Origin of the sequence: Allobosea vaviloviae (genome assembly GCF_001298265.1) — a bacterium.
Taxonomy (GTDB): Bacteria; Pseudomonadota; Alphaproteobacteria; order Rhizobiales; family Beijerinckiaceae; genus Allobosea; species Allobosea vaviloviae_B.
Genome location: NZ_LGSZ01000052.1, coordinates 191233 through 207742 on the forward strand (window position 1 = coordinate 191233; position 16510 = coordinate 207742).

General features: G+C 66.8%; 17 protein-coding genes. 6 read left to right on the forward strand and 11 right to left on the reverse strand.

Features of this window, described 5'->3' with window-relative positions; translation table 11 throughout:
• Positions 1-8: 8 nt before the first annotated feature.
• From AE618_RS20205 to ffh, 3 genes are read right to left on the reverse strand one after another with little or no spacing between them, the layout of a single operon-like run.
• The gene (locus tag AE618_RS20205; protein WP_054210869.1) at positions 9-281 is read right to left on the reverse strand and encodes a hypothetical protein; all 273 of its coding nucleotides are present in this window, start codon (positions 279-281) and stop codon (positions 9-11) included.
• Positions 278-541: a hypothetical protein gene (locus tag AE618_RS20210; RefSeq protein WP_103875756.1), complete on the reverse strand. Its 264-nt coding sequence runs from the start codon at positions 539-541 to the stop codon at positions 278-280. Before AE618_RS20210 ends, AE618_RS20205 begins: the two co-directional genes overlap by 4 nt.
• A complete protein-coding gene (gene ffh, locus AE618_RS20215; RefSeq protein WP_054210871.1) occupies positions 538-2130 on the reverse strand; it encodes a signal recognition particle protein in 1593 nt (530 codons plus the stop codon). The genes AE618_RS20210 and ffh overlap by 4 nt, the downstream gene beginning before the upstream one ends.
• Before the next feature lie 365 nt (positions 2131-2495).
• Here ffh and AE618_RS20220 point away from each other — a divergent pair, with 365 nt between their 5' ends.
• The 3 genes from AE618_RS20220 (at position 2496) to AE618_RS20230 (ending at position 4297) form a co-directional block, all read left to right on the forward strand.
• Complete coding sequence (locus AE618_RS20220) at positions 2496-2924, forward strand: hypothetical protein (RefSeq protein WP_054210872.1); 429 nt, start codon at positions 2496-2498, stop codon at positions 2922-2924.
• Positions 2925-3016: 92 nt separating this feature from the next.
• Positions 3017-3589: a CAP domain-containing protein gene (locus AE618_RS20225; RefSeq protein ID WP_054210873.1), complete on the forward strand. Its 573-nt coding sequence runs from the start codon at positions 3017-3019 to the stop codon at positions 3587-3589.
• 81 nt (positions 3590-3670) lie between these two features.
• Positions 3671-4297, forward strand: a complete 627-nt coding sequence (locus AE618_RS20230) for a LysE family translocator (protein WP_054210874.1) — start codon at positions 3671-3673, stop codon at positions 4295-4297.
• 16 nt (positions 4298-4313) lie between these two features.
• On the opposite strand, the gene AE618_RS20235 is transcribed toward AE618_RS20230, so the two are convergent.
• Entirely contained in the window at positions 4314-5177 is an 864-nt protein-coding gene (locus tag AE618_RS20235; protein WP_054210875.1) for an alpha/beta hydrolase family esterase, read from the reverse strand.
• A gap of 101 nt (positions 5178-5278) precedes the next feature.
• Between AE618_RS20235 and AE618_RS20240 the strand changes: the two genes are divergently transcribed.
• The gene (locus AE618_RS20240; protein ID WP_054210876.1) at positions 5279-6334 is read left to right on the forward strand and encodes an MBL fold metallo-hydrolase; all 1056 of its coding nucleotides are present in this window, start codon (positions 5279-5281) and stop codon (positions 6332-6334) included.
• An 11-nt stretch (positions 6335-6345) separates the two neighbouring features.
• On the opposite strand, the gene AE618_RS20245 is transcribed toward AE618_RS20240, so the two are convergent.
• Positions 6346-7245, reverse strand: a complete 900-nt coding sequence (locus AE618_RS20245) for a GyrI-like domain-containing protein (RefSeq protein ID WP_054210877.1) — start codon at positions 7243-7245, stop codon at positions 6346-6348.
• A 144-nt stretch (positions 7246-7389) separates the two neighbouring features.
• Between AE618_RS20245 and dapF the strand changes: the two genes are divergently transcribed.
• Together dapF and mtaB are read left to right on the forward strand one after the other, a co-directional pair.
• Positions 7390-8277 (forward strand): diaminopimelate epimerase, encoded by an 888-nt coding sequence (gene dapF / locus AE618_RS20250; RefSeq protein ID WP_054210878.1) that lies wholly within the window; start codon positions 7390-7392, stop codon positions 8275-8277.
• Positions 8274-9563 (forward strand): tRNA (N(6)-L-threonylcarbamoyladenosine(37)-C(2))-methylthiotransferase MtaB, encoded by a 1290-nt coding sequence (mtaB, locus tag AE618_RS20255; RefSeq protein WP_054210879.1) that lies wholly within the window; start codon positions 8274-8276, stop codon positions 9561-9563. Before dapF ends, mtaB begins: the two co-directional genes overlap by 4 nt.
• A gap of 6 nt (positions 9564-9569) precedes the next feature.
• On the opposite strand, the gene AE618_RS20260 is transcribed toward mtaB, so the two are convergent.
• The 6 genes from AE618_RS20260 to AE618_RS20285 form a co-directional block, all read right to left on the reverse strand.
• Positions 9570-9956 carry a type II toxin-antitoxin system VapC family toxin gene (locus tag AE618_RS20260; RefSeq protein ID WP_054210880.1) on the reverse strand — a complete coding sequence of 129 codons (387 nt, stop codon included), beginning with the start codon at positions 9954-9956 and terminating at the stop codon, positions 9570-9572.
• Positions 9956-10192 carry a type II toxin-antitoxin system Phd/YefM family antitoxin gene (locus AE618_RS20265; protein WP_054210881.1) on the reverse strand — a complete coding sequence of 79 codons (237 nt, stop codon included), beginning with the start codon at positions 10190-10192 and terminating at the stop codon, positions 9956-9958. Before AE618_RS20265 ends, AE618_RS20260 begins: the two co-directional genes overlap by 1 nt.
• A gap of 77 nt (positions 10193-10269) precedes the next feature.
• Positions 10270-11382 (reverse strand): sulfite oxidase, encoded by a 1113-nt coding sequence (locus tag AE618_RS20270; RefSeq protein ID WP_054210882.1) that lies wholly within the window; start codon positions 11380-11382, stop codon positions 10270-10272.
• Between the two features lie 117 nt (positions 11383-11499).
• Positions 11500-13209, reverse strand: coding sequence for an AMP-binding protein (locus AE618_RS20275; protein WP_054210883.1), 1710 nt, complete (start codon positions 13207-13209; stop codon positions 11500-11502).
• A gap of 925 nt (positions 13210-14134) precedes the next feature.
• Positions 14135-15250 carry a PIN domain-containing protein gene (locus tag AE618_RS20280; RefSeq protein ID WP_054210884.1) on the reverse strand — a complete coding sequence of 372 codons (1116 nt, stop codon included), beginning with the start codon at positions 15248-15250 and terminating at the stop codon, positions 14135-14137.
• 119 nt (positions 15251-15369) lie between these two features.
• On the reverse strand, positions 15370-16158 hold the full coding sequence (locus tag AE618_RS20285) for an SDR family NAD(P)-dependent oxidoreductase (RefSeq protein ID WP_054210885.1): 789 nt from the start codon (positions 16156-16158) through the stop codon (positions 15370-15372).
• Positions 16159-16510: the final 352 nt, after the last annotated feature.

A 16510-nucleotide genomic window follows, 5' to 3' on the forward strand; every position in this document is an offset into this window, starting at 1 on the left:
TCTTCCTTTTAAGCGTCGTTTTCGGTTTTCACTGTGGCGATCGCCGCATGCAGCTCCGCCTCTCCTTGCATCGGCGTCGACTTGAAAACCTCGAAGTCCACGCTTCCGTCTTCACAGACATCGATCTCCCACCTCTCGCCGGGAGGATTCGCCACGATCGAAATCGCGTCGTCCCGGTAGATCGTGGGCGAGTGATCGATACCCGCATCTTCCAAGGCCTGCTGGATCGACCAGATCTTGGCCAGCATCTCGGCGGCGCTGAAACTCATGATGTTGCTCATGCCTTGTTGTCGTCGACCAACTGGTCGATGGCCGCCCAGGGATCGTCCTTCATGCCGGTCGAGGTGAAGATCTCCAGGTCGATCGAACCGTCCTCCAGGACATCGATCTCCCAGTATTCGCCCGGCGCATGCACGAAGAACGAGAAGGCGTCGTCGCGATAGGACGACGTCTCATAGGACAGGTTGGCGTCGTCGAGACGCGCCTTGACCTGCTTGAACACGTCGAACATGCCGACGCGCATTTCAGTGGGCTTGGTCACTTCTTCTTGCCTCCGAAGGGGTTGGTTCCCCCCAGCCCAGGCAATCCCCGACCCGGCATCCCGCCGAGACCGGGCAGTTTCGGCATCATGCCGGCAGGCGGCGTGACACCCTTGGGCAGGCCCGGAAAGCCGCCAGGCGGCATGCCCGGCAGGCCGCCGCCCGCACCCATCTGCTTCTGCAGTTCGGCGAGTTGCGCCGGATCCATCTTCGAGGGGTCGGGCATGCCGGCCGGCAGGCCACCGCCGCCGAGACCGAACATCGAGCCGAGCTTGCCGAGCATGCCGCCCTTCTGCTTGGCCATGGTCTTCATCATGTCGGCCATGCCGCGATGCATCTTGAGCAGCTTGTTGATCTGCTCGGCAGAGGTGCCCGAGCCAGCCGCGATGCGCTTCTTGCGGCTGTTCTTGAGCAGGTCGGGATTCCGGCGCTCGGCCGGCGTCATCGAGTCGATCGCGGCGATCATGGTCTTGAACATCTTGTCGCCGACGCCGGAGCTGGCGAGCTGGGCCTGCGCCTGCTTCATGCCGGGCAGCATGCCCATCACGCCGCCAAGGCCGCCCATCTTCTCCATCTGCTGCAGCTGCATGCGCATGTCCGACAGGTCGAACTGGCCTTTGGCCATGCGTTGCGTCGCGGCCTGCGCCTGCTCGGCATCGATCGTCTGCGCCGCGCGCTCGACCAGGCCGACAATGTCGCCCATGCCGAGGATGCGGTTGGCGACGCGCGAGGGATGAAAATCCTCGAGCGCGTCGACCTTTTCGCCGGTGCCGACGAGCTTGATCGGCTTGCCGGTGACGGCGCGCATCGACAAGGCCGCGCCGCCGCGCCCGTCGCCGTCCATGCGGGTCAGGACGATGCCGGTCAGCCCGACGCGAGCGTCGAAGGCGCGCGCCGTGTTGACCGCGTCCTGGCCGGTCAGCGCGTCAGCGACGAGCAGCACCTCATGGGGATTCGTCGCCGCCTTCACCTCGGCGACCTCGGCCATCAGCGTGTCGTCGAGCGTGACGCGGCCGGCGGTGTCGAGCATGACGACGTCGAAGCCGCCGAGCCTGGCGGCCTCGACCGCGCGGCGCGCGATCTGCACGGCGGACTGGCCGGCCACGATCGGCAGCGTCTCGACGCCGACCTGCTTGCCGAGGATGGCGAGCTGCTCCATCGCGGCAGGACGCCGCGTATCGAGCGAGGCCATCAGGACGCGCTTCTTGTCACGCGTGGTCAGGCGCTTGGCGATCTTCGCCGTCGACGTGGTCTTGCCCGAGCCCTGCAAGCCGACCATCAGGATCGGCACCGGCGGCACCGCGTCGAAGGTGATGCCCTCGCCATCGCCGCCGAGCATGTCGATCAGCGCGTCGTTGACGATCTTGATGACCTGCTGGCCGGGCGTGATCGACTTCAGCACCTCGGCGCCGACGGCCCGCTCGCGGACCTTGTCGGTGAAGGAGCGCACGACCTCGAGCGCGACATCGGCCTCGAGCAGCGCCTTGCGCACCTCGCGCAGCGCGGCGTTGACGTCCTCCTCGGTCAGCGAACCCCTGCGGGTCAGCCCCGAGAGGATGCCTGATAGCCTGTCGCTGAGAGTGCCGAACATGCGGACCTGCTTGCTTGCCTACAGGGGCCGGCAAAGCGAAGCCTCATCGCCAAACGGTTTCGCGCCCGAGGGCGCAGTCGCGCTGTCGGGCGTTGACCTCCGGGCTCATCATCTGGGGGGTGATGTGATCCGAAAACCGCAAAAAGCGCTTTTCGGCATCGTTCCCAGCGCGCTTGCGCGGCCCGGTCGGCTGATGCGGTCTCGACGATGTCGGCGAAACGGATGGCCGGGTTAAAGCCGAAGAATGGGGGATAAGTCAAGGTTGCGGCCCGAAAGCCCGCAGAACCGGTCGGCGGAATGCCCAAGACTTGAGCCAATCGAGGGCTCCGCTATACACGACGCCCCTGTCCAAACGGAGATCGAAGATGACCACGAGAGCCATCAAGACCAGCGTCCTTGGGATCTGCACCGTCCTTCTCGGTGTGTCGCAGGCCGCCGCGCAGGCCTGCCCCGGGAACTTCAAGGCCGACGGCGTGCCGATGGTCACAGGCATCACCTATCGCAGCTGGGACCTGATCAAGGGCAAGGCACCGGCCGCCGTCCTGAAGAATCTCGCCGCCGCCGTCGCGGCCGAAGGCTTCGCCGGCATCCGCGTCGAAAACGCCACCAGCTCCGTTGCCGCGATCCAGGAGACCAGCGGCTCGGGCCGGCCGCAGACCCTGCGCGTCACCGCCCGCCAAAGTGGCCCTGCGACCCGCGTCGATGCGGTTTTTGTCGTGCAGGCCGGGCAGATCGCGCCGGAGGGCTATGTTCGCGACGCGCTCTGCCGCGTCATCGCCGGCGGCCGCGGCTGAGGGGGGCGCGCCCGCGGCTGAGGACAGCGACCGCGTCGCAAAACCGCCCGGAACCTCCGGCACATCGTCAGCCCCTCCCACGAAAGGCGACGATGACCCCGCTGATTCCCCGCCTGGCCGGGCTCGCCCTCGCCCTTCTCGCCGCCGGCTGCGCTGGCGAACCGCGTCGCACGACGCCGCTCGACTCGCGCGCCGCGGAGCGCCTCGCCGCCGTCAGCCTCGATCCCGCCGAGGCCGGCCGCATCTTCAACGCCTATCGGTCGAGCCAGGGCCTGGGCCCGGTCAGGCTCGATCCCGTCCTGACCGCAATGGCCCAGCGTCAGGCCGATGCGATGGCGAAGGCCAACTTGCTCTCGCACGACGCCGGCGGCAGCTTCGCCTCCCGCGTCCATGCCGCCGGGCTCGATGCAGCGCGTGCGGCCGAAAATCTCGGCGGCGGTTACTATTCCACTCAAGAAGCCTTCACCGGCTGGCGCGCCTCAGCGGGCCACGACGCCAACCTGCGGATGAAGGAGGCGACGCGCTTCGGCATCGCGCTCGCGAAGGACCCGCAGACGCAATACCGCGCCTGGTGGGCGCTGGTGGTCGCGGGCGAGCCGGAGACGCGTGTGGAGATGTCGGCGGGACCGGTCGGCTGGTTCGGCTCTAACCGGCCACCGCGCTGAAACGACAGTCCCCGCATGACGAAGGCCTTTACAAACCCGCTGCCATGGGGATGGCTCGCCCCGTCCATCCCGGAGCCAGCCATGACCTTCGAAACCTGGGCGGCCTTCGCCGCCGCCACCGCCGTCCTCCTGGTTATTCCCGGCCCGACGATCCTGCTCGTCGTCTCCTATGCGCTCGGCCAGGGCTGGCGCACGGCGCTGCCCACCGCGGCCGGCGTCGCGCTGGGTGATTTCACCGCGATGACGCTGTCGATACTGGGCGTCGGGGCCTTGCTGGCAACCTCGGCGACGGTCTTCACGGCGCTGAAATGGGTCGGCGCGACCTATCTGATCTGGCTCGGCATCAAGCTGTTCCGGGCCGGCGGCACGCTCGATGCCAAGCCGCGCGAGGATGCCGTTTCGTCCCTGAAGATGCTCGTCCATGCCTGGCTGGTGACGGCGCTGAACCCCAAGAGCATCACCTTCTTCGTCGCTTTCCTGCCGCAGTTCCTCGATCCGAAGGCCGATTTCTGGACGCAGATGCTGATCTTCGAGGCGACCTTCGTGACGCTCGCCGCTGCAAACGCCTTCGGCTACGCGCTGGTGGCCTCGCGTGCCCGCGCGGTCGTCACCAACCCCCGCGCGATCGGCCTGTTCAACAAGGCCGGCGGCACGCTCCTGATCGGAGCGGGAATCGCGACCGTCGCGGTTCGCTCGGGGCAGGGCTGAGCACGGCACGCCCCCCTCAATTCGTCCCCCGCGCATTCAGCCGGGCCTGGAACCAGCGCAGCGCCATGCCGGCCCATTCCTTCGGCACGTCGTCATGGTCTGAGGGGTGCAGTGCCAGCGACAATTCCCGCCGGCTGTTGCAGGCACTCCAGCTCCGGCGCCAGAATACCGCATCGGTCTGGAAGCTGTCGGGTCTCAACCCGTTGCAGCCATCGACCCGGCGCCAGAGCTGAAGCCCCTCGAAGATGTCGCCCTGCTCGAGTTCGCCTCCGCGCAGGGGGCGTCCTTCCAGCGGCACGGTGCGGTCGCGCCAGCCATGGGTCTGGAGCAGGTCGACCGGCCCGGCGCAGACCGTCGGATGCGGCCGCCAGAAGCCGCCGGCGATCGGCGCATAGGCCGCCCCGAGCCCCGGATCCTTGCAGGCAAGATACCAGACCAGCGACGCGCCGATCGAGAAGCCCGAGACCAGTACGCGCTTGCGGTCGATCGAAAAACGTTTGGCCGCGTCATCGAGCACCTCATGGGCGAAGGCGAGTTCGTCGCGCTGCCGCGGGCCTTCGGGCCGGAACGACCAACCGGTGCCGAACGCATTGCCCGGCCGCATCAATCCATTAGCGCCGAGCACGACATAGCCGGCCTCGACGAAGGGCCTCAGATACGAGCTGGTTTCGAGCACGCTGCTGCCGAGCCCGCCCGCGCCATGGAAGAACAACACGGCCGGGCGCGTCCCGCCGGCGGCCGGGGCCTCGGCCGGCAACGCCGCGTGATAGCTCCCGAGCGGCGTCGCGCAGGCATTCGCGGCATCGCCGCAGGGTTCTGCTGCCGGAGCCGAAATGGGGAGGATCGCGGCTGCCAGCAGCACCGCCAGTCTCTGCTTCATCAGGGGTGACTTTCACGAGGCCGCGACCGACTATGCCGGCGACCGGTCCGCGCGATCAACCGCCCCTTGACGCATCGTGAACGGATACCACCTGCACAAGCATGAACCGTCGCAAGCTCCTGGCCCTGCTCGGCCTGCCCGCCCTTTTCGCCTCCGGCGCCGCCTGGGCCTCCCTCACCCGCTCGCGCAACCCCTATTATCAGGGGCCGGTTGCCGAGAATTTCGACGGCCTGCGCTTCACAGATGGGCGCACCGTGACCAAGGGCCTGCTCGACGTGCTAAAGTGGCAGACCGCCAAGCGAGACCGCGAGGCCTTTCCGGCGCGATATCCCGCGCCACCGCAGGACAGGCCGCCGGCCCGCGTCGATGGCCTCCGCATCGTCCATTTGGGCCATGCCTCGTTCCTCTATCAGGTCGCGGGGCTCAACCTGCTGATCGACCCGGTCTATTCGCAGCGTGCGAGCCCGCTCTCCTTCATTGGCCCCAAGCGCGTCAATGAGCCCGGCGTCGCCTTTGCGGAGCTGCCCCGCATCGACGCCGTCTTGATCACCCACAACCATTACGACCATCTCGACATCGAGACACTGGCGCGCCTGCACGCCCGCGACCAACCGCGCATGATCATGCCGCTCGGCAACGACACGATCATCCGCGCCCGCATCCCTGACGCCCGCGCCGAGGCGCATGACTGGTCGGCCCGCCTCGCGCTGTCGGATTCCGTCGCGTTGACTCTGGTGCCGAGCTACCACTGGTCGGCGCGCGGCGCCTTCGACCGGCGCATGGCGCTGTGGTGCTCTTATGTCGTGGAGGCGGCCGGCACGAAGATTTTCCACATAGGCGACACCGGCTATCACGACGGCTCGCTCTATGAGCGGCTCGGCGCCGAACACGGACCGTTCCGGCTCGCCGTGCTGCCGATCGGCGCCTATGAGCCGCGCTGGTTCATGTCGGACAACCACATGAACCCGGACGAGGCGGTGAAGGTGATGCTGGCGTTGAAGGCCGAGCAGGCGCTCGGCCACCACTGGGGCACGTTCCAGCTCACCGACGAGGGCATCGATCGCCCGCCGGCGGCGCTCACAGCGGCCCTGGCGCAGGCCGGCCTGCCGGAAGAGCGCTTCAAGCCGATGCGCCCGGGGCTAAGCTGGAGTGCCTGAAGCAGGCTGCTCTATCTTGGCTGGACGTAGACGTTGATCTCGAGATTGGGATCGGCCGGATCGCTGAGATCGCCGACATACTCTTCGAGGAAGGCATCCTTCACGGTGATGCTCTTGGCCTCGAGATAAGCCGTGATCGTCTCATAGGTCGAATCGATGTCGTCATAGGGCGCGACATGGACGAAGCGCAGCGACGGCCCTGCAGGCGAAAGCCCGGGGCGGACGCCGCTGCCGAAGCTCGAGCTCCGGTCTCCGGCCGGGCCTTGGCCCACCGGCAGCATCGCCTCGTAGCGGAAACCGTTGTCGTCCGTCTCGATGAACAGCGTCAGCGGCCGCCCAGCGATCGGCAGCTGAGCCTTCTCCGCTTCCTGCCGCAGGATACGGAAGCTCTCGTTCAGGCGCTTGAACCCTTCGTTCCAGCTCGACTGGCCCGACAACATCAGCACCGGCTTGGCGACGAGCAGCACCTGATCGACATCGCTGGGATCGCCGCGCTTGCCTGCGAGAGTCTCGTTGGCATTGGTCGTCCCCGTCTGCTGCTGCAGGTTCGGCGGCTGAACTGGCTGAATCGCTCCCGGCGGCGGCAGGGTCGGCGGCGGCTGCACGGGTTGCGGCTCCAGCGGAACCTGCGGGGTCGGAGCAGGCTGAACCGGCTCGGGCGTCACCGGCCTGGGCGGAGCTGGGGCGGGCTGGACGGGCTGTGGGCCCGGCGCGGGCTCCGGAACCGCAGCTGGCGGGGCAGGAACCGGCGGCGCCGGCTGAGCCTGCACAGGAACGGCGGCTCCCGGCGGCGGCGCCAGCGGCGCGGATTCGACGGCCGTGGGCGGGGCGACACGTGTCTGCGCCATGGCCGCCAGGGCCGTGCCCAGCAACGCGGCAAGCGCCGCACCAGCGATCAAGGAATGCCGCATCGTCACTGTCCTGTCCAATGAAGCCGAATCACGCCCTTGCGGCGCAACATAGAATGCCCACCTAGGCCGAGGAACGACGCTAAGGGTGGCTTTTTCACGTCGCCTCCGTCATAGAGCCGCACTTCATGGGATGCATGTGACAGAATGAACGCCCTGGCCCATCGCCGGTTCCTCAAGATGAACGGTCTCGGCAACCAGATCACCGTGCTCGACCTGCGGGGCACGAAGCTGCGGGTCGGCGAAAGCGATGCGCGCGCCATCGCCGCCGAGCCCCGCGCCCGCTTCGACCAGCTCATGGTCCTGCACGACGCGAAAACTCCCGGAACCGATGCGTTCGTCCGGATCTACAACACCGATGGCTCCGAAGCCGGCGCCTGTGGCAACGGCACGCGCTGCGTCGCCTGGGCCATGCTGGCCGATCCCATGATGGGTGATGCGTCCAAGACGGTTCTGACCCTGCAGACCAAGGCGGGGCTGCTACCGGCCCGGCGCGACAGCGATCTCGTCTTTACCGTCGACATGGGCGCGCCCAGGCTGGCCTGGGACGAGATCCCGCTGGCCGAGCCGTTCCACGACACGGCCCATTTCGAGCTCCAGATCGGCCCGATCGACGATCCCATCCTGCACACGCCCTGCGCCGTCAATATGGGCAATCCGCACGCCGTCTTCTTCGTCGACGACCCCTACCGCTTCAATCTCGCGCAGATCGGCCCGCTGCTCGAAAACCACCCGATCTTCCCCGACCGCGCCAATATCGAGCTCGCCGCCGTGACCGCGCCCGACCATATCGTGCTGCGTGTCTGGGAGCGCGGCGCCGGCATCACCCAGGCCTGTGGTTCGGGTGCCTGTGCGGCGCTCGTCGCGGCCGTCCGCCGCGAATTGTCGGCGCGCAAGGCCGTGGTCAGCCTGCCCGGCGGAGACCTCACCATCGAGTGGCGCGAAAGCGACGACCATGTCCTGATGACCGGCCCGGTCGAATTCGAATGGGAAGGCACGCTGGCACCCGAGCTGTTCGAGACCGCCGCCCGATGACCCTGGAGGTGGTCACCTTCGGCTGCCGCCTCAACATCGTCGAGGGCGAGGCGATCAGCCGTCATGCGCAGGCCGCCGGCATCGCCGACATGGCCATCGTCAACGCCTGCGCTGTGACCGCCGAGGCGACGCGGCAGGCACGCCAGGCGATCCGCCGGCTCCGGCGCGACCGACCGGACCGGCCTGTCATCGTCACCGGCTGCGCCGCGCAGATCGAGCCGGAGCGCTTCGCGCAGATGCCCGAGACGGCCCGTATCATCGGCAATGCCGAGAAGATGCAGGCCGCGACCTGGGCGGCGCTCGCCCGCTCGAACAGCCTCGCCGCCGCAACCGACGGGCCCGCCTCCGACAAGATCGCCGTCGGCGACATCATGAGCCAGACCATGCTGGGAGCCGCCCCGAGCGGGCGCTCGGCCAGGCAGACGCGCGGCTTCGTCCAGGTCCAGAATGGCTGCGACCATCGCTGCACCTTCTGCGTCATCCCCTTCGGGCGCGGCAATTCGCGCTCGCGGCCCATCGACGGCGTGGTGGCGCAATGCCGGGCGCTGCTGGAGGCCGGAACGCGCGAGGTGGTGCTGACCGGCGTCGATCTGACGAGCTACGGCCGCGACCTCCAAAGCCCTGACGGCAAAGAGGCGCCGACGCTCGGCCTGCTGGTGCGCGCCATCCTGCGCGCGCTGCCCGAGCTGCCGCGCCTGCGCCTGTCCTCGATCGACGCCGTCGAGGTCGATGACGATCTGCGCGAGGCGATCGCGGGCGAAAGCCGGCTGATGCCGCACCTGCATCTGTCGCTGCAGGCCGGCGACGATCTCATCCTCAAGCGCATGAAGCGCCGCCATGGCCGCGACGACGCGATCCGCTTCTGCGCGGAGATGCGGGCCTTGCGGCCCGATATCGCCTTCGGCGCCGATCTGATCGCCGGCTTCCCGACCGAGGACGAGGCGATGTTCCGGCGTTCGCTCGACCTCATCGCCGAATGCGGGCTGAGCTTCGTCCACGTCTTCCCCTATTCGGCCCGTCCCGGCACGCCGGCCGCGCGCATGCCGCAGCTTCAGGGCGATATCGTCTCCGAACGGGCGACACGGCTGCGCGCAGCAGCGACGGCCGCCCATGCAGCCCATCTCGACGCACGCCTTGGCAAGCCGCTGAGCGTGCTGACCGAACGCGGCAACACCGGCCGCGCCGAGGATTTCACGCTGGTGCGCTTCGGGCAGCACATCGCGGCCGGCGAGATCGTCGAAGTCCTGGCGGGAACGGCCGATCAGCGGGCGCTGCTGGCGGCTTGAGGCCCCTCAAACCAGCCTGACGAGATCCGAATAGGCCTGCAGTTTGCTGTCCGCAGTCAAAAAGATCGCGGGTTCCGCCATGGCCTGGGCCACAAGAAGGCGATCGAAAGGGTCGCCATGATGCTGCGGAAGATCGCGAACGGCGATTGCAACCCGCGACGTGACAGGTGCTTCGATGAAGCCGGCCGCGCCCATCAGGTCCAGAAGTCGGTTTGGCTCGATCTGGAAATCCTGCCGCCTCAGCGCAGCCTTGATCGCGATCTCCCAGATGCTGGCAGCGCTGAAAAGAATGACGTTATCGGCATCCTGTATCTGCTCTTGAGCAGAAAGGCTCAAACGCTCGGGCGTGTAGAACGACCAGAGCAAGACGTGGGTATCGAGAAGAATCCGCATCAGCCCCCCAGAAACGACTTCAGAACGTCGTCGGGCAGGGGCGCATCGAAATCTTCGGGAATTTTGCATTGCCCCGCCAGGAGGCCGAGTTGACGCTTTGGACGGACCGGCTCCAACGGGACAAGGCGCGCCATCGGCTTGCCGTGCTTTGCGATGATGACCTCGCCGCCGGCGGCGACATCGTCGACGAGACGAGACAGATGGGTTTTTGCAGCGTGAATGTTCACCGTCTTCATCGCCGCCTCCTTGGATACAAACTAACTTAGTTCATCAGCCACCGCACGCAAGGACTCCGGCTAACGGGGCCGAAGCTTCAATCCACTCGCGCCGCGCCGTTCACCCTCTGCACCTGATTGTTGCAGTACCCGCGCGGGTTCCACGCCATCTCCAGCGGCTGAGCATGGCCTTCGACATTGCGCGCCTGCGCCAGCACGGCCAGAGGTCCAGGGCTGTCGATCGCGACATCGGCTGTAAAGTGCCGCCAGGCGAAAGGCCCCTCGCCTTCCTCCAGAACGGCCTCGCGCCAGGTCGCGCCGCCGTCGCAGGAGACGCACACGCCCGCGAGCGCAACCGCCCCGCTCCAGGCGAAGCCGAAGACGCGCAGAACGCCGCCGACAGGAACCGTGAACCCATGCACGGGAGCCGTGATCAGCGATTTCACCGGCATGTCGGTGATCACCGCAAACAGGCTCTCGTCGAGGGGCTCGCCCGGGCGCACGGCCTGTATCGGCATGCGGTAGTCGGTGCCGCGCATCTTCGCGCCGTCATGCTCGCACGGACGCAGCGCGATGCGGTCGAGCCATTTCTGCCAGGCCGAGCCCGGAAAGCCCGGCGCGACGATCCGGAGCGGCCCGCCGTGCAGGCGCGGCAGCGGCTCGTCGTTCATCGCAAAGGCGATCAGCGTCTCAGGCGCCAGCGCCTTGGCGATCGGCAAGCCACGCGACAGCGCCGGCCGCGACGGGTCGGCGATCAGCCGGTCGGGCGCATGATGCCCGGTATAAACGGCGCTCTCGCGCACACCCGCATGCTCCAGCACATCTTTCAGCCGCACGCCGGTCCAGCGCGCGCAGCCGACCGCGCCGAGGCGCCAGGGCAGGCCGTCGGTCGCCGGCGAAAATTGCGAGCGGCCATTGCCGGCGCATTCGAGCACCGCCGTCAGCGTGACCGTCTCGAAGCGCTCGCGCAGCGCGGCAACCGTCCAGACGGCAGGCCGCTCGACCTCCCCGTCGATGGTCAGCGTCCAGTCGCGGCCAGGCTCCACCTCCGGCACATCGCCGTTGTTGCGAATGAAGAAGGCATCGACCGCCGTGATCGGCTCGCAGAGCAGGTCGAGCGGCGGTTCGGCATTCAGCGCGGCGTCGTCATGGACGAAGAGCCCCGGCTTGAGACGGCGCAGCAGCGGCAGTTCGATCAGCGGGCGAGGCAAACAGGCACTTCTCCGGTGGCGCAGGCGGGCGCGCACCGGAAGGGCCGGAGCGCGATCACCTCGGCGAGTCTAGCCGAGCCGGGAGGCGAAGGCGATGGCAGCCACGCATCACCTCCGCTAGGCCTTGCTCGCGACCTCCTCGCGCAGCGCGCGCCGCAGCACCTTGCCGACATTGGTCTTCGGCAGGCTCTCGCGGAAGAAGATCTGCTTGGGCACCTTGTAGCCGGTCAGGCTCTCCTTGCAGAACAGGCGCAGCTCGTCGGCCGTGAGCGTATCGTCCTTGCGGACGACGAAAGCCGTCACCGCCTCGCCGGAATGCTCATCGGGCAGGCCGATCACCGCCGATTCGAGCACGCCCGGATGCATCGCAATGACGTCCTCGACCTCGTTGGGATAGACGTTGAAGCCAGACACCAGGACCATGTCCTTCATCCGGTCGACGATGCGCAGCTGCCCGTCCAGCTCCAGGACGCCGATGTCGCCGCTGCGGAAATAGCCGTCCGGAGTCATCACCTTGGCGGTCTCGTCCGGCCTGTTCCAGTAGCCGGCCATGACTTGCGGGCCACGGATGCAGATTTCACCGGCCTCGCCGACGGCCAGATCGTTGCCCTCGGCATCGCGGATGGCGATGTCGGTCGAAGGCAGCGGGAAGCCGACCGTGCCGCTGAACTCGGAGATGTCGGGCCGGTTGATCGACGCGACCGGCGAGGTTTCCGACAGGCCGTAGCCCTCGATGATCGGCCGGCCCGTGACCTGCCTCCAGTGCTTCGCGACGGCGGCCTGCGTCGCCATGCCGCCGGAAACAGCAAAGCGCAGCTCGTCGAAATTGACCTGGGCGAATTCGGGATGGTTCGCCAGCGCGTTGTAGAGCGTGTTGACGCCGGAGATCAGCGTGAAGCGGCTCGCCTTCAGCGTCTTGACGAAACCGGAGATGTCACGCGGATTGGCGATCAGCAGCCCCTTGGCACCGATGCGCAGCATGAACATGCAGCAGCAGGTCAGCGCGAAGATGTGGTAGAGCGGCAGCGCCGTCACCATGACGTGCTGGTAGTCGCTGCGCCCCAACGGCGGCTCCAGCGCCCAGCCGAGCCAAAGCCCGCATTGCTCGACATTGGAGGCGACGTTGCGATGCGTCAGCGTCGCGCCCTTGGCGATGCCGGTCGTGCCGCCGGTGTATTGCAGGAAGGCGACATCGTCGGGCGTCACCGTGACGGGCAGCATCTCGTCCGGCCCGGCCAGGATCGTCGCCAGCGGGACGGAACCCGGCAGGTCGAAGGGCTTCACCACCTTCTTGATCCGGCGCGCGACGAAATTGACGATATGCCCCTTGAAGCCCATCAGGTCGCCCGCCGTCGCGACGATGATGGTCTCGAGCTTCAGATGCGGCTTCGCCTCCTCGACCACATGGGCGAAGTTCTCGATCACGACCAGGACACGGGCGCCGGAATCGTTGAGCTGGTGGGTGAGCTCGCGGGCCGTGTAGAGCGGATTGACGTTGACGACCGTGAAGCCGCCCAGCAGCGCGCCGAAGATCGCCGCCGGATAGGCCAGGATGTTCGGCATCATCAGCGCGATGCGGTCACCCTTCTGGCAGCCGGAAGCCTGGAGCCAGGCGGCGAACGCCCGCGCCGCCGCGCCCGTCTGCGCGAAGCTGATCGACTTGCCGAAGCTCTCGAAGGCCGGCCGCTCGGCATAGGTCGCGCAAGCGCCGGCGATCAGCTCGGCCAGCGTTCCCGGTTCGCCGATCCGCGGCGGAACCGCCGGTGGGTAATGGGCCAGCCAGGGCCGAGCGTCGTGCGTCGCCTGCAGGGCGCTGCTCGCAGTCATGGTCGTCCTCCCCTTTTCGCCCGGCTTTCGACCCTGTGGCGGGGTCAGCCGGTGCATTTTCATCGGGCTACACTGCGGAACCGCGGCGGCGGGCGCAAGCGTCCGCCCATCTTATCCTCCTAAAGGTTCATATGTGAACTTATTTTATCCACCCCCGTCGACGCGGCTGGCGCGAGCATGGGCATGAGCGAGGCCACCGCATCGGCCGGCTTGCCCGAGCGAAAAAGCCGCGGGGCACCCCTCCCCACAAGGGGGAGGGATTCCAGCGCCTTTGCGCGTCATGCTCGGGCTTGACCCGAGCATCTCGAGACAAGAGGGCTCTGGTGCCTCCGCCTCATCCGGCCTGAGATTCTCGGGTCAAGCCCGAGAATGACGGCCAGCCGAAATCCCCGCCCGCGTTTCCGCGTCGGTCGATGATGAGGGGCAGCGGAGCGCCGCGAGGCGCGAGGGTATTAAGGCCGCAACCATTGAGCCAGGCTGCGGCGCGGATGGATTGAGCCACCATCCGCACGCCCCGTGGCGCTCCGCTTATCGGCGATTTCAGTCTCCGGGCCGCGCTTATCGGGTCGAAAGCCAGCCTCCGCCGCGAGCCGTTTCGACGCCAGTTCCCCTCATCGGGTTGTCGCGTCTACTCCGGCATGGGACGAAGGCGTGATGCCGCCAACCGTTCCAGCGAGCTCCTCGCACAGGGGCCGTAGTACCCCCAGGGCGGTGCCCCGAAGCCTCCCGGGAGTGGATCGTGCTCCACCCGCAGGCGCCGCCCCCACCCCCACCAACGGCACACCTCCGGATGGCTGCCCCTCGGGGATGAGGTGGGGGGAGGATAGGCGCGGTTGGAGCGGCGGGGATAAGTTTGGTAGTGACGAGATATAGAAGAAAGGCGCTATATCCCGAGTAGTAAGATATTTGTCGCCGTGAACTGGCCTCATTCCCAATCGTAAGGCTCACTGAAGTAAAACTCTCCATCAATGATCTCAAAATGCGTGACCCGGGCCTGCGGCATACTCAATTTGATGAATGCGCGAATCTCGGGCTCCGCCTCTATCGTGGTCTCTTCCGTTTCAGCACCTACGTAGATATCGTCCTCGCGGTCATACATCGCGGACGATCGGTCCTCGTATGAGATCGTTACAGAAACGGGCACGCACACCGTCAGCAATATACTTAATTGAATTTTAGTCGCAGCGATAACGGTGAAATCTAGGATAGTCAGTGGACCGACAACCTCATGATCGACCGCTTCCCCTTCCGCGTAATCGCCCCCGTTATATATCGGGATCAGATCCTGATCTGCAGCGGTAAACCTAGCCAGCAGATCCTTGACCGCGCTTTTTTGAGCCAGCAGGGATGTGGCTTGGTTTACTAGCTTGGGCGACTGTGTCTCCGAAACACTGGCGAGCAAGTCCTCCAACGTCTTCATCGTCAGGAGGCGTTTCTCGTCTTCGACCGCCTCGGCCATCGCCGCGTCTGCCCCGATGACGTATATTCGCTCCTTATTCTTTTCGCACCAGGCCGCTAGCGCCGTCACGACGAACGCATCAGGAAACTCCTTGCTGGTACGCGCGCGAAAAGTTGACTCGCCTGCGAAATATTTCCTGAAAACCTCTACCGAGCCCTCCGCGCTCGCGGAATGAAATTGCGGATGAAGGGGAAACAGGAACTCCGCCTCAAACGCATCGAACGCGGCCGTGCCGACCTTTGTGGCATCGAAGTCCGGGATTTCATCGGCAAGCAGCTTAGGAAGGCGACGTCGCCACGGGTGAATGGTCTTCCTAGCCTTGTTGACAGTGGTCGCGACCTCTTGAGCCATCTCGATGACTTGTCGCCGGATTTCGGCCTTAGTGATGTCAGTGTAGTGAAGGATCAGTTCCTTGGCCTTGACCCGCTCCGCAAAAGCTTGAAGCACTCCGTTTTTCGGATTGTGCCCATACTGCCTGTATATCTGCGTGTCCAAAAACACATGATGAGTCGCGAGAGGCTTGGCCTCAATTTGCTTCGACTCAGACTTCGCCTTTTGTGCTTTAGTTTGGGTCAACGCCATCGATCTCCGTTGGGACTTTAGATTAGCCGAGAGCAACGACTTCAGCCAGCCATCCAGCGTCATTCCGAAGCGTCGCGGAGCGGCGAGCCGGCAATGACGGAGGGGTTGGGTGTTACCCCTCACAAATTCCGTCTCTCCCCCCGCAGCGTCGCGAGCCCGATCCCGACCGCGTCGAACCCGCCATCGACCGCCAGCGTCTGGCCGGTGATGTAGCTCGCCTGCGCGCTGCACAGGAAGAAGATCGAGGCAGCCAGTTCCTCCTCCAGCCCATAGCGGGCGAGCGGGATCGCGTCGCGGTAGTCGGCGCGAATTTCGGGTGAGTGGACCGCCTTCGCCATGGCGGTGTCGACCGGGCCGGGCGCGACCGCGTTGACGCGGATGCCGAGCGAGGCGAGTTCGGCCGCCTGCTGCTTGGTGAGATGGGCCAGCGCCGCCTTCGAGGTGCCGTAGGCGACGCGCAGCGTCGAGGCGCGCAGGCCCGAGATCGAGGTGATGTTGACGATCGCGCCGCCGCCACCGTCCGCCATCAGCGGCGCGGCGAGCTGCGTCGTCAGGAACGGCCCGGTCAGGTTGACCGCGAGCACGCGGTTCCATTCGTCGAACGTCGTCTCCAGCAGCGGCTTGAACACCGCCGTGCCGGCATTGTTGACCAGCGCATTGAGCCGCCCGAAGCGCGCGGTGAGCGCGGCGAAGGCGGCCTCCAGCGCGGCGGGATCGGAGACGTCGCAGGGCAGCGCCAGCGTTGCCTCGGGTTTCCCGATCTCGGCAATGGCGGCAGCCAGCGTCACCACATCGATGTCGAGCAGCGCGACCTGCCAGCCCTCGGCGAGGAAGCGCCTGGCGGTGGCAAGCCCGATGCCGCGCGCGGCGCCGGTGACGAGGGCGACCTTGGTGATGTCCTGAGGCATGATTCTAAGACTCGGTGGCTGTCATTCTTGTTGGTGCCAGCCTAAGCATGCGGGACGCGTGGACGCCAAGCGGCGCCTGATCATAAGCGCATTCGCTGGCAAGCGAGGCTCATCCCCTTCCCCCCGCTTGCGGTGGGGAAGGGTTAGGGATGGGGGGCCGCAAAGCCAGAGCCCTGTCCTTGATCGTCGCGCCGAGCGGCACTGGCCCCCCCCCCCCCCCCCCCCCCCCCCCCGGGGGGGGGGGGGGGGGGGGGGCGCCCCGGGCGCGGGGAGGTCGGGGGGGGGGGTGGCGGGGCGGCGCCCCCGCAGGCCCCCCCGCCCGGGCGGCGCCGGGAGGGGGGGGGGGGGGGCC

What these genes read in the sequence shown, in the direction of transcription:
- mtaB (WP_054210879.1), top strand. Translation starts at nt 8,274, where the DNA reads ATGACCCTGGAGGTGGTCACCTTCGGCTGCCGCCTCAACATCGTCGAG.
- AE618_RS20285 (WP_054210885.1), bottom strand. Translation starts at nt 16,158, where the DNA reads ATGCCTCAGGACATCACCAAGGTCGCCCTCGTCACCGGCGCCGCGCGC.
- AE618_RS20275 (WP_054210883.1), bottom strand. Translation starts at nt 13,209, where the DNA reads ATGACTGCGAGCAGCGCCCTGCAGGCGACGCACGACGCTCGGCCCTGG.
- ffh (WP_054210871.1), bottom strand. Translation starts at nt 2,130, where the DNA reads ATGTTCGGCACTCTCAGCGACAGGCTATCAGGCATCCTCTCGGGGCTG.
- AE618_RS20265 (WP_054210881.1), bottom strand. Translation starts at nt 10,192, where the DNA reads ATGAAGACGGTGAACATTCACGCTGCAAAAACCCATCTGTCTCGTCTC.
- AE618_RS20220 (WP_054210872.1), top strand. Translation starts at nt 2,496, where the DNA reads ATGACCACGAGAGCCATCAAGACCAGCGTCCTTGGGATCTGCACCGTC.
- AE618_RS20235 (WP_054210875.1), bottom strand. Translation starts at nt 5,177, where the DNA reads ATGAAGCAGAGACTGGCGGTGCTGCTGGCAGCCGCGATCCTCCCCATT.
- dapF (WP_054210878.1), top strand. Translation starts at nt 7,390, where the DNA reads ATGAACGCCCTGGCCCATCGCCGGTTCCTCAAGATGAACGGTCTCGGC.
- AE618_RS20205 (WP_054210869.1), bottom strand. Translation starts at nt 281, where the DNA reads ATGAGCAACATCATGAGTTTCAGCGCCGCCGAGATGCTGGCCAAGATC.
- AE618_RS20240 (WP_054210876.1), top strand. Translation starts at nt 5,279, where the DNA reads ATGAACCGTCGCAAGCTCCTGGCCCTGCTCGGCCTGCCCGCCCTTTTC.
- AE618_RS20280 (WP_054210884.1), bottom strand. Translation starts at nt 15,250, where the DNA reads ATGGCGTTGACCCAAACTAAAGCACAAAAGGCGAAGTCTGAGTCGAAG.
- AE618_RS20230 (WP_054210874.1), top strand. Translation starts at nt 3,671, where the DNA reads ATGACCTTCGAAACCTGGGCGGCCTTCGCCGCCGCCACCGCCGTCCTC.
- AE618_RS20245 (WP_054210877.1), bottom strand. Translation starts at nt 7,245, where the DNA reads ATGCGGCATTCCTTGATCGCTGGTGCGGCGCTTGCCGCGTTGCTGGGC.
- AE618_RS20260 (WP_054210880.1), bottom strand. Translation starts at nt 9,956, where the DNA reads ATGCGGATTCTTCTCGATACCCACGTCTTGCTCTGGTCGTTCTACACG.
- AE618_RS20225 (WP_054210873.1), top strand. Translation starts at nt 3,017, where the DNA reads ATGACCCCGCTGATTCCCCGCCTGGCCGGGCTCGCCCTCGCCCTTCTC.